12 protein-coding genes and 3 pseudogenes are annotated in these 12588 nt (G+C 69.1%); 7 read left to right on the forward strand and 8 right to left on the reverse strand.

The genetic code is table 11. The features are described from left to right. Window positions 1–247, forward strand: a pseudogene (locus tag FNH09_RS48470) (hypothetical protein); the annotation flags it as partial. A gap of 93 nt (window positions 248–340) precedes the next feature. Here FNH09_RS48470 and FNH09_RS13850 read toward each other — a convergent pair. Both FNH09_RS13850 and FNH09_RS13855 read right to left on the reverse strand, forming a co-directional pair. Then, the gene (locus FNH09_RS13850) at window positions 341–814 is read right to left on the reverse strand and encodes an FCD domain-containing protein (RefSeq protein ID WP_162468551.1); all 474 of its coding nucleotides are present in this window, start codon (window positions 812–814) and stop codon (window positions 341–343) included. A 285-nt stretch (window positions 815–1099) separates the two neighbouring features. Then, the gene (locus FNH09_RS13855; protein ID WP_152887639.1) at window positions 1100–1921 is read right to left on the reverse strand and encodes a hypothetical protein; all 822 of its coding nucleotides are present in this window, start codon (window positions 1919–1921) and stop codon (window positions 1100–1102) included. A 244-nt stretch (window positions 1922–2165) separates the two neighbouring features. Here FNH09_RS13855 and FNH09_RS13865 point away from each other — a divergent pair, with 244 nt between their 5' ends. Further along, window positions 2166–2660 (forward strand): GNAT family N-acetyltransferase, encoded by a 495-nt coding sequence (locus FNH09_RS13865; RefSeq protein ID WP_152887643.1) that lies wholly within the window; start codon window positions 2166–2168, stop codon window positions 2658–2660. 354 nt (window positions 2661–3014) lie between these two features. Here FNH09_RS13865 and FNH09_RS13870 read toward each other — a convergent pair whose 3' ends face one another. Further along, window positions 3015–3788, reverse strand: coding sequence for a glycosyltransferase (locus FNH09_RS13870; RefSeq protein ID WP_162468552.1), 774 nt, complete (start codon window positions 3786–3788; stop codon window positions 3015–3017). Window positions 3789–4208: 420 nt separating this feature from the next. Between FNH09_RS13870 and FNH09_RS13875 the strand changes: the two genes are divergently transcribed. After that, the gene (locus FNH09_RS13875; RefSeq protein ID WP_152887646.1) at window positions 4209–4955 is read left to right on the forward strand and encodes a DUF3626 domain-containing protein; all 747 of its coding nucleotides are present in this window, start codon (window positions 4209–4211) and stop codon (window positions 4953–4955) included. A gap of 120 nt (window positions 4956–5075) precedes the next feature. Here the strand turns inward: FNH09_RS13875 and FNH09_RS13880 are convergent, their stop codons facing one another. Next, on the reverse strand, window positions 5076–5570 hold the full coding sequence (locus FNH09_RS13880) for a cupin domain-containing protein (RefSeq protein ID WP_152887648.1): 495 nt from the start codon (window positions 5568–5570) through the stop codon (window positions 5076–5078). An 81-nt stretch (window positions 5571–5651) separates the two neighbouring features. Here FNH09_RS13880 and FNH09_RS13885 point away from each other — a divergent pair, with 81 nt between their 5' ends. Beyond that, the gene (locus FNH09_RS13885) at window positions 5652–6503 is read left to right on the forward strand and encodes a LysR family transcriptional regulator (protein WP_338017564.1); all 852 of its coding nucleotides are present in this window, start codon (window positions 5652–5654) and stop codon (window positions 6501–6503) included. A gap of 143 nt (window positions 6504–6646) precedes the next feature. On the opposite strand, the pseudogene FNH09_RS13890 reads toward FNH09_RS13885, so the two are convergent. From FNH09_RS13890 to FNH09_RS13900, 3 genes and pseudogenes are all read right to left on the reverse strand, one after another. Next, a pseudogene (locus FNH09_RS13890) lies at window positions 6647–7198 on the reverse strand (GDSL-type esterase/lipase family protein); the annotation flags it as partial. Window positions 7199–7609: 411 nt separating this feature from the next. Next, window positions 7610–9133, reverse strand: a complete 1524-nt coding sequence (locus FNH09_RS13895; protein ID WP_152887650.1) for an FAD-dependent monooxygenase — start codon at window positions 9131–9133, stop codon at window positions 7610–7612. Between the two features lie 55 nt (window positions 9134–9188). Further along, window positions 9189–9887, reverse strand: a complete 699-nt coding sequence (locus FNH09_RS13900; protein ID WP_152887652.1) for a TetR/AcrR family transcriptional regulator — start codon at window positions 9885–9887, stop codon at window positions 9189–9191. A gap of 99 nt (window positions 9888–9986) precedes the next feature. On the opposite strand from FNH09_RS13900, the gene FNH09_RS46690 reads away from it, so the two are divergent. After that, window positions 9987–10136, forward strand: a complete 150-nt coding sequence (locus tag FNH09_RS46690; RefSeq protein ID WP_156110817.1) for a DUF2750 domain-containing protein — start codon at window positions 9987–9989, stop codon at window positions 10134–10136. A gap of 281 nt (window positions 10137–10417) precedes the next feature. Here the strand turns inward: FNH09_RS46690 and FNH09_RS50400 are convergent. Further along, a pseudogene (locus FNH09_RS50400) lies at window positions 10418–10708 on the reverse strand (transposase); the annotation flags it as partial. A gap of 478 nt (window positions 10709–11186) precedes the next feature. On the opposite strand from FNH09_RS50400, the gene FNH09_RS13915 reads away from it, so the two are divergent. Further along, a complete protein-coding gene (locus FNH09_RS13915; protein WP_152887654.1) occupies window positions 11187–11930 on the forward strand; it encodes a class I SAM-dependent DNA methyltransferase in 744 nt (247 codons plus the stop codon). Window positions 11931–11963: 33 nt separating this feature from the next. After that, window positions 11964–12527, forward strand: coding sequence for an HXXEE domain-containing protein (locus tag FNH09_RS13920; protein ID WP_152887656.1), 564 nt, complete (start codon window positions 11964–11966; stop codon window positions 12525–12527). Window positions 12528–12588 lie beyond the last annotated feature (61 nt).

Below are 12588 nucleotides of genomic sequence, written 5' to 3' on the forward strand. Positions count from 1 at the left end.
CGCGCTGGCCGAGCAGGAGGCCGACGTCTGCGCCTTCTACGTCCTCGTCGCCGATGACGGCTCGGTCCTGGGCCGGTTCAACCTGTACGACTTGGAGAACGGCACTGCCAGACTCGGCTATCGGGTCTCCCCGGCAGCCGGTGGTGGTGTCAGGGCTGCGCACCCGGTACCGGCCGGCAGAGCCGGCGTCAGGACGGAGTTGAATGACTCGTTCATGACACATGACGCGCGTAGAATCAGTGCATGAACAGGTGGCTATGACAGCTGTGTCGACTGACGCCGAGCCTCGCGTCGAACGGACCGTGCCGTCGAATGAGCCGCGCGGTCGAATGAGTCCGGACTAGCCGGAATTGTCGACGGCCGAACTTCGGCGGTCGTGCTCCAGTGAATTCAGCATGATCTTCTCGGTGCCCCGCAGATACGCCTCGGCCGCGCGCTGTGCGTCCTCGCCCTGCCGGTCGACGACCGCGTGTACCACCGGCGCGAGCCGTTTCCACGCCTGTGTCGCGTCCTCGAACGGGGCCTGCGGCGTCGTCCGCAGGGGGAGGTAGGCATTCAGCAACGTGTTGGTGAGGAGTACGTACACCCGGTTGCCGGTCGCACGCGCCAGCTCCCTGTGCACCTCCACGTCGGCGAGCTGGATCGAGTCGGGGTCCGGGGCGTCGGTGGTGCGCGTGACACCGTGTCCGGCCGCCAGCTCCCGCTCGGGGGGCAGCAGGGAACCGGGCTTGTGCGTGCCGCCCAGAATGGCCTCACGCAGCCGTGCTTCGAGCAGGTCGACCACGCTTCGGCGTGGAAGGCTATCGACGGCCACGGAGGATCTCCCCAGACTCAGTCGGATGGTGTAGCGGCTCACTGGTTGAGTGGCTCAGCCACCACCTCAGTGAAGCAGCCTTGCTTCCGTGACGTCAATTACCGTGCAATGCACGGAAGTTGTCAGCGGCACGTATGCCCGGTGGAGGGCACATGCCTTTGCAGGGTGTTGCAGAAGGCCCTCTACGGCAGGCTGACGGATCGTGGCCGCCGCCGTCGCGCCGGCCGACTTGATCGGGTGATGTCGGGTTCGGCCGACGTGCGGCAGCCCGGTCGTCCTGCCCTGTCAGTGGCGAGTGGGTTGCAGGCGCTCGATGCGGTCGAGGTCCCCGGCGAGAAGGTTCCGGTGACTGATGGTGAAGTCCCCGTTGAGCAAGCTCTGCCCTTCGCCGTAGTAGCGGCCCGCAACGGCGTCGGGAAGGAAGGAACGCAGGCTGTGACGCATGTTCCCGGGGTAGTCGACGGGTTCGCCCCAGCCGTCGGGGGCTTGGTCGGTGGAGAGCAGGATCCAGTGGTCCACGGGCACGGTGGCGTCGAGGTCCGGTGCCGCTCCGGTGTGGCTGTCCAGGGCCGGCACGGTCAACTGGTCTGGGTCGAGCGGCGGGTACCACAGCAGCAAGGGCTTGGCACGTTCGGCGTCGGCGTTGTCGAAGCAGCACACGGCGACGGTGTGGTCAGGAAAGTGGTCGGCGTAGAAGCGCAGGAGGTCCGGGTCGAGGTTCGGTCGGCGGTGCAGCGGAACTTGCCGCAGCGCGGCGGGGATTGCGGTGGGGTCGGTGGCCAGGAGCACCGTGTAGACATCGTGGTCGAAGATCTCCACCTGCGGTTCCGCGCTCATCCACTCGATGTCGTCGGCTCCGACGGCGACGGGTTCCACAGCGGCGACCATGCGGCGCAGAACGTCGCCGGTGCGACCGGCGGAGAGAAAGTGCCTGGGGGTGAGCTGTCTGGTGGGCAGGTGCAACAGCATGGCGTTCGGTCCGTCCGCCAGATTGACGGCGGTGTTCTGGTAGCCCAGGACGTGGATCAGACCATGCAACGGGTGGTGCTGCCTCCCGCAGTACACGATCGTGCCGGAGAACGCGGCCTCACCTGTCGATATGCACATGGTGGCAGATTATCGCTCAGCAGTTCGGGAACTCGGGGGTTCGGCGGTGGCGAGGCGGCCGTCGACCAGGTCGGGGCGGCACCGGATCCACTCGAGGCCGCGCTTCATGGCCCGGGTGATCTGCCAGTGGCTGGCGGCGGCGAGATACTCCAGCCGTGGATTGTCATGTGTCCTGGCCTTGGAGCTGTCTGCCACTGACGGAAACTCAGGTGGCCCCGGCGCACGATCTGGGTAGGGTCGGGCAATGCCCGAGCTGAAGCGGCTGCATGCCGACCACGCCTCGGCGGTCCTGGACTTCGAGCTGGCGAACCGCACCTACTTCGCCGCCTCGATCTCCGACCGCGGCGACGAGTTCTTCGACCAGTTCCCGGACCGGTACAGCGCCGCGCTGGCCGAGCAGGAGGCCGACGTCTGCGCCTTCTACGTCCTCGTCGCCGATGACGGCTCGGTCCTGGGCCGGTTCAACCTGTACGACTTGGAGAACGGCACTGCCAGACTCGGCTATCGGGTCGCGGAGCAGGCCGCCGGCCGGGGTGTGGCGACCGCGACCGTCCGGGAGCTGTGCCGGATCGCGGCGGCGCGGCACGGGCTGCGCAACCTGCGAGCGGCCACCTCCGACGACAACGTCGCGTCGCGGAAAGTCCTGACCAAGGCCGGGTTCGTCCCGGTTGGCCCGGCCGCCCCGGCTGCTCTCGGCGGCAAGTCAGGCACTTGGTACCAGCGCGACCTCCAGACATAGCCCTTGAGCTTTCTCACCGCTCGGCTGCGCGAAGGCCGGGGCCACCGCTGATCACCGGCGTGCGCATACTGACGATCTTGCACTGGCGGCAGGTCATGACGAAGCCCCTGCGGGGCTGCTGTCGGGCCTCCCGCGCAAGACCTGCCGGAGCATCGCCGAGTGGGCTGGAGAGGCCACCCCGGACGGCATGCAGCACTTGCTCGGCCGGGCCGGGCCCTGTCCCCTTGACCGTCTACAGGCTGGGGCGTTTGCGGGTGGTCCATGGCGGTGCCGTCAGGAGTCCGCCCACGGGGCGGCCCCCGTCGGGCCCTCCCGCAACCGACACACCGATCGCCCCGTGCTCGTGAACGGGTGCTAAATCCGCGACTTCCGCATCGAGTGCCATGCCGCCCCGCCGAGAGCCCGAGCCGATCGGAGTACCGAGAGGTGTTCGTGCCGGCGGTAGAGGTTCCAGTTGTACGGGACGAGCGACAGCTTGTTCGACGAGAGCGACCCGGCCCGCTGCGCCCGGTACACCGCCAACGGTTCTTGCAGCGCCCGCGCGGGAGTCCCGTCCCGCATGATCGACAACCAGAGCGCGTAGTCCTGCCTTTTCGGCATGTCCGGCATCAGCTTCGTGCCGACCACCCTGCGGTCGTACATGGCGGTCAGGGCCCCGATGTGGTCCTGGACCAGCATCGCGCTGTAGTCCACGTGCGCCGGCGCCCGCACCACACGCCCGTTCGGGACGAAGTCGGCGGCCTCGCCCGCGTACAGGGCGTCCATCTTGTAGTACGAGGTGAATGTGAGGGGCGTTCCGGCCGTCGCGGCGAAAGCAAGCTGCTTTTCCAGTTTCGTCGGGAGCCACATGTCGTCGCTGTCGAGGAAGGCGATGTAGTCGCCCCTCGCCCGCGCGATGGCCAGATTGCGGGCCTGGGCCGCGCCACCCTGCCGAGCTGCTGCCTCCGGCAGGACCCGCTCGTCCTGCCGGGCCAGTTCCTTCAGCAGATCCATCGAGTCGTCCGAGGACGCGTCGTCGGTGATCAGCAGTTCGAGATCGGGGTGGGTCTGCGCAAGCACCGACCGGACCGAGGGCCCGAGCGTGGCCGCCGAATTGTGTACCGGCATCACCACAGAAACCAGGGGCACAGCGGTGCTCCTTACCCATATTGGAGTCGTCGCGGATGTTGTTGTCGCAGGCCAAGGCTACGTGGCGGAGTGCCGCCCGCCGTGCGCGCCTCCGAGGTGGACCACCGCGTCGTCGGCTACGACGTGTATCGGGGCCGCATCGAGCGGCCCGCCGCGAGCCGGCGGAGGTCGAAGCTGCCGCGGGGCTGCTCGCCTCGGTGCCGGGATCGGCTGTCGTGGGTCGGAGGTCGACGGGGAGCAGTAGGCGCGGCGGGAGAGGAAGGCAGGCCTGGGCCGGAAATTCGTGTGTGGCGGGTGTCGGCGTTCGTGCACACTGCGTAGATGGTTGTTGGCGCTGCCTGGTCACCTCAGCGCGCGGCCCTGCGGTACGTGGCAGACCGGGCGACCGGAGCCGCTCTTGCCTCCGGGCTGAAGCTCACCATGAACTTTCACCCCGACCGTATGGCGGGTGATCGGCTCCTTCTTCTCCAGATGGCGGAAGACGGCGTCTATTACTCACAGTTCGTGACCGGCACCAGCAACGGTGGCCTGACTGCCTGTCCAGGCGGAGACCGGTGGCGGTGGGAGAGCCGCATCTTCGGCGGCGCGTACGATCACGCCCCCATGGAGGAACGCCCGGTCTACGGGGCCCTGAACTACCAGGACTCGCCCGTCGGCGGGGCACCCCGGTTCGGTTCCTCGTATTTCCGGCTCACCACGGACACCCTCGAACGCGCGACCTTCTGCTACCCGGACAGCTCGACGCAACCCTCGGCCTTCGCTGTGGCGTCCCGCTGCGCCCTCATCGGTATGGCCGAGGCCGGCGGGCTGGACGCCCTGGGCGGCCACATTGAGGCTCACATCCACGGATCCGTCGGATTCGACAAGGACGTCGAGGCATTGGTCCTGGACCCCAGCTACCGCGGCACGGACGTGGAAGAGGCAGCCGGCCGGCTCCCGTGCCCGGTCGAATGGCATCCGGGGTTCCGGCTGACCGTGGAGCGTTTGCGGCAGCACCCTGACTACCGTGGTCAGGAATATGTCGACCTGGGCGCCAGGATCGCGGTCGATGGATGCCTGGACCCGTGGGCGATCGGCAGGGCCGCCCGCACAGGGCATCACGACTCGCAGGCCCTCAAGAAGGTCTGGCATTGCCTGGCGCGCTTTGGCGCCCCCACCCCCGGTTGACAGCGCAGTTTCGGGCCGGGCCGCGACCCGTTGCTCCGTGGAGGCAGCAGGACGATTCCGCAATGGGCGGCTGACGTCGTCTGCCTCCGCCGGTTCCAGAGGTCGTTGGGAATCGGTCAGTCAGTCGAGGTCGGTGGCGGGCTCGGTCGCGTAGCGGCCCATCGCGTCGATGTTGGCCTGTGGTGTCAGCGGCCGGCCGTCGGCGAGGATCTCCTGGAGGTCTCGGAAGTACTGCACATACAGGTCGGGGGTGAACGTGCTCAGCATGACGGCGGGCTGGTCTGTGGGGTTGGCGAAGGTGTGCGGGGTACCGGGCGGAACCATGACGAGCGTGCCGGCGGCGGCGTCGTGGTCCTCGTCCCCGACGGTGAACCGGACGGTGCCGGAGAGGATGTAGAAGCCCTCGTCGTGTCGGGCGTGGCGGTGCTGCGGCGGTCCCTGGGTGTGCGGGGCGAGGACGGATTCGGCGATGGCGAGGCGGTGTCCGGTGTGGCTGCCGTCCTCCAGTACGCGCATCCGCGTGGTGCCCAGAACGATCGTCTCGCCGTCGCCGGGACCCACCACCGATACAGCGGGTCGGGTCTGCGGCTCGCTGGACTTCGCTTCTTCGGTCATGCCCACGAGTTCACCGCCGGGGAGTGGCCGGTGTCCAAGACCCGTCCTGCGGTGTCGATACCTCGTGGGTATCGTTGCAGCGTGGAGCTGAGGACCTTGCGCTACTTCGTGGCGGTCGCCGAGGAACTCCACTTCGGCCGGGCCGCCACCCGACTGCACATGAGCCAGCCGCCGCTGAGCCGGGCGATCAAGCAGCTGGAGGCCGATGTCGGGGCCCTGCTGTTCACCCGCTCGCCCACGGGGGTCACCCTGACCGCGGTGGGCTCGGTGCTGCTCGACGAGGCGCGGGCCCTGCTGGAGCATGCTGACCGGGTGCGGGTACGGGTGAGCGCGGCGGTCGGCGCCGCGAGCATCACCATCGGCATCCTGGGCGACGGCACCGACCCGGGAGTGGCCAGGCTCGCCGCCGCCTACCGCCGAAACCGCCCCGGCACCGACATCCGCGTCCGCGACACCGATCTGACCGACCCGACCTGTGGGCTGCGCGCCGGGCTGGTCGACGTCGCGCTGACCCGCGCGCCGTTCGACGAGACCGCCCTGACGGTGCGTGAACTACGGACCGACCCGGTCGGCGTGGTCCTGCGCGCCGACGATCCACTCGCCCGTCGCGACGGGCTGCGGCTGGCCGAGCTGGACGGCCGTCGCTGGTTCCAGTTCCCGCAGGACACCGATCCCCTCTGGCAGTCGTACTGGAGCGGCGGCAGGCCACGCGAGGGACCAGTGGTGCGCGCCGTCCAGGAATGTTTGCAGGCGGTGCTGTGGAACGGCACGGTCGGCCTGGCCCCGCTCGGACATGACCTGCCCGCGGAGCTGACCGTGGTGCCGCTGACCGACATGAAGCCGAGCCGGGTGGTGGCGGTGTGGAACGAGGGCGACACCAACCCGTTGATCCGATCCTTCGTCGAGATCGCGACAACCGCGTACCGCCATTGAGGGAAGTCTCTGATCAACGACCCTGTCCGGAGTGGGAGGCGGGGCTTTCCGACGGCTTTGCCGCAGCGCCCGGCGCGCGCTCACCGCACGTACCGGGCGCCGCCGCTTCCCACGAGAAGGCCGCGAGCCGCCTCGATCGAAGGTCAGTCGAAGAGGGAGAGGTCGATGGATTCCGCGAGGGCGGCATAGCCCGCGTCACTGCCGTGGAGGTGGTCTCCGATGTAGAGGTCGCTGCGGATGTGGGTGGGGTCGGCGGGGTCGCGCCAGACGGCGTCGAAGTCGAGTACGCCGTCGAAGGCGCCGCTCGTGCGGATCCACGCGTTGACCTGCTCGCGCGCCCTGTCACCCTCGGCTGAGTACATCTCGGAGCTGCCGTAGGGGGCGATGGTCGCGGCGTGGACCTGCACGCCGTGGGCGCGGGCGCGTGCCGCCGGCTGGAGGTGGGCGGCGATGATGTCGTCCACGCCGGCGGATGGGCCGGGGAACATCGAAAGGAAACCAGCGCTCTCCTCGGTGCGCGGGGCGAAGGAGAAGAAGAGGTCGTTGCCCACGGCGATCACGACGTGGCCGAGGCCGGGTGTTGCGAGGATGTCGCGGTCGAAGCGGGCGAGGGCGGCGGTGCCGATGCCGTCGGCGAGCATGCGGTTGCCGCTGACGCCCTGGCTGACCACACAGCGCCGGTCCGGGTCGGGCCGCCAGACGTTCGGCGAGCCGGTCCGTCCAGCGCCGGTCGGTGCCGGGCGTGGACCCCATGCCGTCGACCCGGGAGTCGCCGATGACGGCGATGGCCTGGGCCGGTGTCTCCGGCTGCACCTCCACGGCCGTGATCAGGGCTTGGGCCGGCAAGGGGGTGGCGTGTGCGGGCAGCGGTGCGAGGGCGGTCGCGTCGCCGGGATGAGCCAGCCGAGCGTGTGGAACGTCCCGTGGCAGGTTGCGGTGTCGACTTGGCCGGGCGGTGCCCCCACCGCCGTACCGGCTGAAAGCCCGCGTACGTCCCGTACGAGGACTTCCGGCCGGCACTGCCCGCAGCCTTCGGGCGGGCGATCCCCGGAGCACGCACCGGACGCCGCTCCTGCACGGGCGGCAGACGTTGCCTGCCCGCGGTGCTAGCTCTGCGGCGCGCCGAACCACCGGGCAGCCGCCTGCCCGAACACGTCTGGGACCGGGGCGGGCTCGCCCGTCCAGGCCACGACGCCGTCGGGCCGGATCAGTGCGGCACCCAGCCCGAGGTCGTCGCGTGCCGGGCCGGCCGCGTAGCGGATCCGGCCCGCCCACGCCTTGGCCGCGGCATGCAGCGCCCGGTCGGTACTGAAGTCGAGCACCACTGCCTGCCCTTGGCGCAGCAGTTCGCCGAGCCGGGTGCCGTCGTCGAAGCGGAAGTCCGGGGCGGTGCGGCCGACGAAAGGCTGTTCGCTGCCCAGGTCGTAGTGGTGGAACAGTCCCGACGTGTTTCGGTACGCGTGGGTCGTACCGTCGGCGGTGTGCATCAGGTCGTGGACGAGCCGACGCAGTGCGGGGGCGTTGGGGCCTGGCCTCATGGTGGCGACCTGGGCGCGGGACCAGTCCAGCACGGCGGCGCCGACGGGGTGGCGCTCGGTGGTGTAGGTGTCGAGCAGGCCCTCGGGCGCCCAGCCGTGCACGGTGGCGGCGAGTTTCCAGCCGAGGTTCACGGCGTCGCCGATACCGAGGTTGAGGCCCTGGCCGCCCAGAGGTGAGTGGATGTGCGCTGCGTCGCCGGAGAGCAGCACCCGCCCCTTGCGGTACGTCGTCGTCTGCATCGCGCGGTCGGTGAAAGTGGAGGCGAGACGCACCTCGTTCAGCGTCACGTCGGTACCGCTGATGCGGCGCAGGACTGCCTGGAGGTGTTCACGGGTCAGAGGCCGGGAGCGGTCGAAGGCGGCGCCGTCGAAGTCCATCATGCCCACGTGCCCATCGAAGGGCGTACGCAGATACATGCCGTTCGGCGTCAGATGGAACCCGAGCGGCAGCTGCCCGGGGTCGGCGAAGGCGACCTCGGCCACGTAGCCGGTGAACAGCGGCTCGGTGCCCACGAACTCGAAGCCGGCGAGGCGACGTACGGCGCTGCGCCCGCCGTCGCAGCCCACCAGCCAGCGCCCTTGGTACTCCTGGCCGCCTGCCGCGATGAGGACGGATCCGGCATCCTGTGCCACGGCCGTGACGGGAACATTCCGGATGATCTCGGCCCCGAGCGCGGTGGCCCGCTCGCACAAGACCGATCCGGCCGCTTCCAGGCTCGTCATGAACCCCTCCATCGCCGGGCTGGGCAGCCGGGGCGGCAGAGCGGCGGTGTCGATGTCGGCGGCGGTGAGCGGCATGCCCGCGAAGTGGCCCAGCTCGCGAGGGCTGGGCGCCTCGGTCGCTTCCGGGTCCGCGCCGACCTTCTGCGGGTCGACTCCCGAAGCCTGCGCCATCGCTTCCAGCAGGCCGCGGCGGTATAAGGTCTCGGCCGACCCGGCGTTCAGACCCCGCAGCCCGAGCGGGAGGGCCTTGAGCGGCGAGGCGGTCCCCGGGTCCCGTTCAAGGACCACGACCGAGCAGCCGGCCAGGGCCAACTCGCCGGCCAGGAACAGGCCGACCGGGCCGCCGCCCGCGATCACGACGTCATGCATGAAAGGTGTCCCTTCGGGAAGCGAACGACAAGGTCACCCGGCCGGAGCGGCCAGGTCAGCGCAGACGTGCGAGGCCGTCGAGGATGACGGCGATGCCGGTGAGGAACTGCTCGCGGTCGTCGTGCTCTCGCAGCTGGCCGACGACGGCGTGCATGAACGGGTAGGCCTCCGGGTCGAGCCCCTGCCACGCCGCCGACGCCTCGTCGACGAACGCGTCGCGATCTCCGGCGGGGTCGATGCCCGAGGTGTCCCCCTCGATGCGGGCGTTCTGGCTGACGGCTCCGAGGATGTAGTGCACGAGCGTCGAGGCCGCGTCGAACCAGGAGGCCCGCGGAACGCCCAGGGCGTCCATCTGCCCGCCGATCCGCTCGAAGATCCCCACCGTCACCGGACCGACCGGATTCCGGACGATCTGGAGAGTCAGGCGCGTGGCGAGCCACGGGTGGGCGGCGATCGCGTCGAACAACGCCAGCGCGACCACGCGGATTTCGCCCGCGGGCGCGGCTGCGGACCCGGCGGGCCGGGTCGTCAGCGCCGCGCCGATCACGGTCTCCGTCGCCGTGTCGAGCAGTTCGTCACGGGTGCCCACGTGGTAGTAGATCGCCCCCGAACCGGTGGACAGCCGCTCGGTCAGCGCCCGGATGGTCAGCGCGCTCTCGCCGCCCGCATCGAGCATTGCGACCGCAGTGTCAATGATCTGCTCCCGGGAGAGCACCTGGTTGCGCCGCCGTGGCCGGCCCGCTCGCGTCGTCATACCTTGATGCTGCCACGTTTGGTACAACGATCCAAGTTGGTGCGTCGTACCAAAATGGTGGACGGTCCCGCTCAAGAATTCCGAACGAGATGAGCGTCGATGCCCTTGGACACCTGGTGTGATCTCGTACTGCCCGATGCCGCCCGGGAGGGACTCGTGATCGGCATCAACTGGAGCGGGCCGCGCCTGGTCGGCTGGAGCTTCACTCCCAAAGAAGTCCTCAACCGGCTAGCGGCGGCTAACTACTGAACTTGAGTGAGTGATGTCGGGGAACGGTGGACGTGGTGGTGCCTCGAGCCGGTGCGCCAGGACGAGCGCATGACCGAGAGCGAAGCGGATCTGCTGGCGTTGCTGCGCGAGCTTGATGATCCGGGGTGGCTGGAGTGGCCGCGGGGCTACGACCGTGGCGAGACCGCAACCCGCTGCACGGTTGAGCCGGACACTCAGGGGTGCATTGGCCGAGTTCGGCTATGTGGTGGTTCCCGAGGAACTGCTGGAGAGCGACTACGACGGGCCGAGCCGAATGCCATCTTGAGTTTGCGCTTCACCGCGCGGGTGATCTGGTCGAGGTCGGCGGCGGCGAGGTTGCCGATGCCGCGTTTGGCCGGCGACCAGATGCCCTCCTGCGAGTTGAGGTTCGGGGCGTAGGGCGGTAGTTGGAACACCGTGAGCCAGGCGGCGTTGGCCGGGAAGAACTCCCGCAGCGGCGCGGCCAGGTGCATGTGCAGGTTGCCCCACACGAGCACGATCGGGCCGCCGAGCTGTGTGCGGGCGCGGAGGATGAGGTTGCGGTAGTCCTTCCAGCCGAAGCCCTCCGGTTCGGCCTGGTGGACGCTGGCCCGGGTGAAGACGATGATCGGCCGCCTGTTTCACGTCCCCTGCACTGGTCAGCCCACCCGTGGGCCAGCGGGCCACGCTCCAACTCCCCCTCCAGGCGGGCCTTCTCGCCGACCTCGAAGCCGGCCACGGCCTGGAGCCGGATCCGCTCTCGCCCAGCCCTCCCGGCGTCGGTCGAACCGCCGCCCTGCGGATACCTCACCCCACCAGGACTGCCGAAGCCACCCGCACGCCGTCCGGCGAACAGCCCGACATCACCTGATCAAGTTCAGTAGCCCACAGCATCGTTCACCAGAGCGCTGAGCTCCCGGACGAGCATCGGTGATGCTCGCTGCCCGCCCTGCCTCGGTCGACGGGGCTTCGTCCCGTCGTGTCTCGATCAGCGTCTGCTCCTGATCGCTTCTGGAGGGCTGGGCGAAAAATCGTTGGACAGCACTCAGTCCGGCGGCGAGTGTTGGCGGAATGCAGCAGGCGAAAATCTGGGACGCCGATACCGCTCACCGCTATGACACGCCCGGAACCGGCATGTTCGCACCTGAGGTCTTGGAGCCGACTGTGGACCGCCTCGCTCATCTCGCGGGGGAAGGGGCAGCGCTTGAGTTCGCCATCGGAACTGGCCGGGTAGCCGTTCCGCTTGCGGAACGAGGAGTCTCTGTCACCGGCATCGAGTTGTCGCTGCCGATGGTGGAGCGACTGCGCGCCAAGGTGGACGAGGCGACGATCCCCGTAATCATGGGCGACATGGCGACCACTGTCGCACCGGGCCAGTACACACTGGTCTACCTCGTCTACAACACGATCTCCAATTTGCTCCACCAGGCAGAGCAGGTCGAGTGCTTCCGCAACGCTGCCCGCCACCTCGTGCCCGGTGGCCGATTCGTAATCGAGCTCTGGGTACCCGAACTGCGCAAACTCCCACCGGGCCAGACGGCAACCGTCTGGCAAACCGAACCCGGCTATATCGGTTTGGACACCTACGACGTCCTGCATCAGTACGTCGTATCGCACCACTTCCGATTCGACGACACCACGCAGGCCAAACTGTTCCGCAGCCCGCACCGCTACATCTGGCCGGCCGAACTGGACCTTATGGCACAGTTGGCCGGATTCGAGCTGGAAGCGAGGCATGCGGACTGGACCGGCGCGGCATTCACCGCCGAGTCGCGCTCTCACGTCTCCGTCTACCGAATCCCAGAAACGCAGTAGCTATGTGTGGGGCCGCTGCGAGACTGCCTGTCCATGAGCGGACATGAGGGCGGGCGGAGTGACGTCGGTGCGGGTGTGACCTTCGGGTTGCTGGCTGCGTGGGCAGCGCACGATGCGGAGGAAGTCGTTCTGGTGCCGCGGTGGGCGCGTTCTCAAGTGCCCGAATTGCGGGGAAGGTTTCCGCGGGTACCGGATCGGATATGGCGGCATCTGGAGTCCATCGACGAGCGTGAGTTCGCGACCGCCGTCGCCGGGATGGCCGTCGTGGTGGCCGCAGCGGCGGCCGACGGGTATCGCACCGGCGGGCGCTCTGCCTTCTATCAGGCGGCCCTCAACGGATTCGGGCTGCATGGTCTGGTGCATCTGGCGCAGGCCGCCGTGGTCCGCGGATACACGCCGGGCTCGGCCACCTCTCCTGTGGTGGTCATTCCCTTCACGCTCTGGGCCCGCGGCCGTCTGCGGCGGGCCGGGGTGCTGCGCCCGGCCCGTCCCCGCGACGTCGTGCAGGGCCTGGCATTGGCCGCGGCTGCCACGGTCGCCACGCAGGTGATGGCGGGACGGACTGTCGGCCGGAACCGAAGGCCACCTCGAACTTGATCAGCGGACGGAGGTTCACAGCACGGGAGCACGGCCCTCACCTGGCCTGGGGAGGTGGCGA

The organism is Streptomyces adustus, assembly GCF_009377175.1.
Taxonomy (GTDB): Bacteria; Actinomycetota; Actinomycetes; order Streptomycetales; family Streptomycetaceae; genus Streptomyces; species Streptomyces adustus.

Bases quoted from the DNA above. Each gene is read 5' to 3' on its own strand.
- FNH09_RS13855 (WP_152887639.1), bottom strand. From the start codon at position 1,921: ATGTGCATATCGACAGGTGAGGCCGCGTTCTCCGGCACGATCGTGTAC.
- FNH09_RS13865 (WP_152887643.1), top strand. From the start codon at position 2,166: ATGCCCGAGCTGAAGCGGCTGCATGCCGACCACGCCTCGGCGGTCCTG.
- FNH09_RS13875 (WP_152887646.1), top strand. From the start codon at position 4,209: ATGAACTTTCACCCCGACCGTATGGCGGGTGATCGGCTCCTTCTTCTC.
- FNH09_RS13880 (WP_152887648.1), bottom strand. From the start codon at position 5,570: ATGACCGAAGAAGCGAAGTCCAGCGAGCCGCAGACCCGACCCGCTGTA.
- FNH09_RS13895 (WP_152887650.1), bottom strand. From the start codon at position 9,133: ATGCATGACGTCGTGATCGCGGGCGGCGGCCCGGTCGGCCTGTTCCTG.
- FNH09_RS13900 (WP_152887652.1), bottom strand. From the start codon at position 9,887: ATGACGACGCGAGCGGGCCGGCCACGGCGGCGCAACCAGGTGCTCTCC.
- FNH09_RS46690 (WP_156110817.1), top strand. From the start codon at position 9,987: ATGCCCTTGGACACCTGGTGTGATCTCGTACTGCCCGATGCCGCCCGG.
- FNH09_RS13915 (WP_152887654.1), top strand. From the start codon at position 11,187: ATGCAGCAGGCGAAAATCTGGGACGCCGATACCGCTCACCGCTATGAC.
- FNH09_RS13920 (WP_152887656.1), top strand. From the start codon at position 11,964: ATGAGCGGACATGAGGGCGGGCGGAGTGACGTCGGTGCGGGTGTGACC.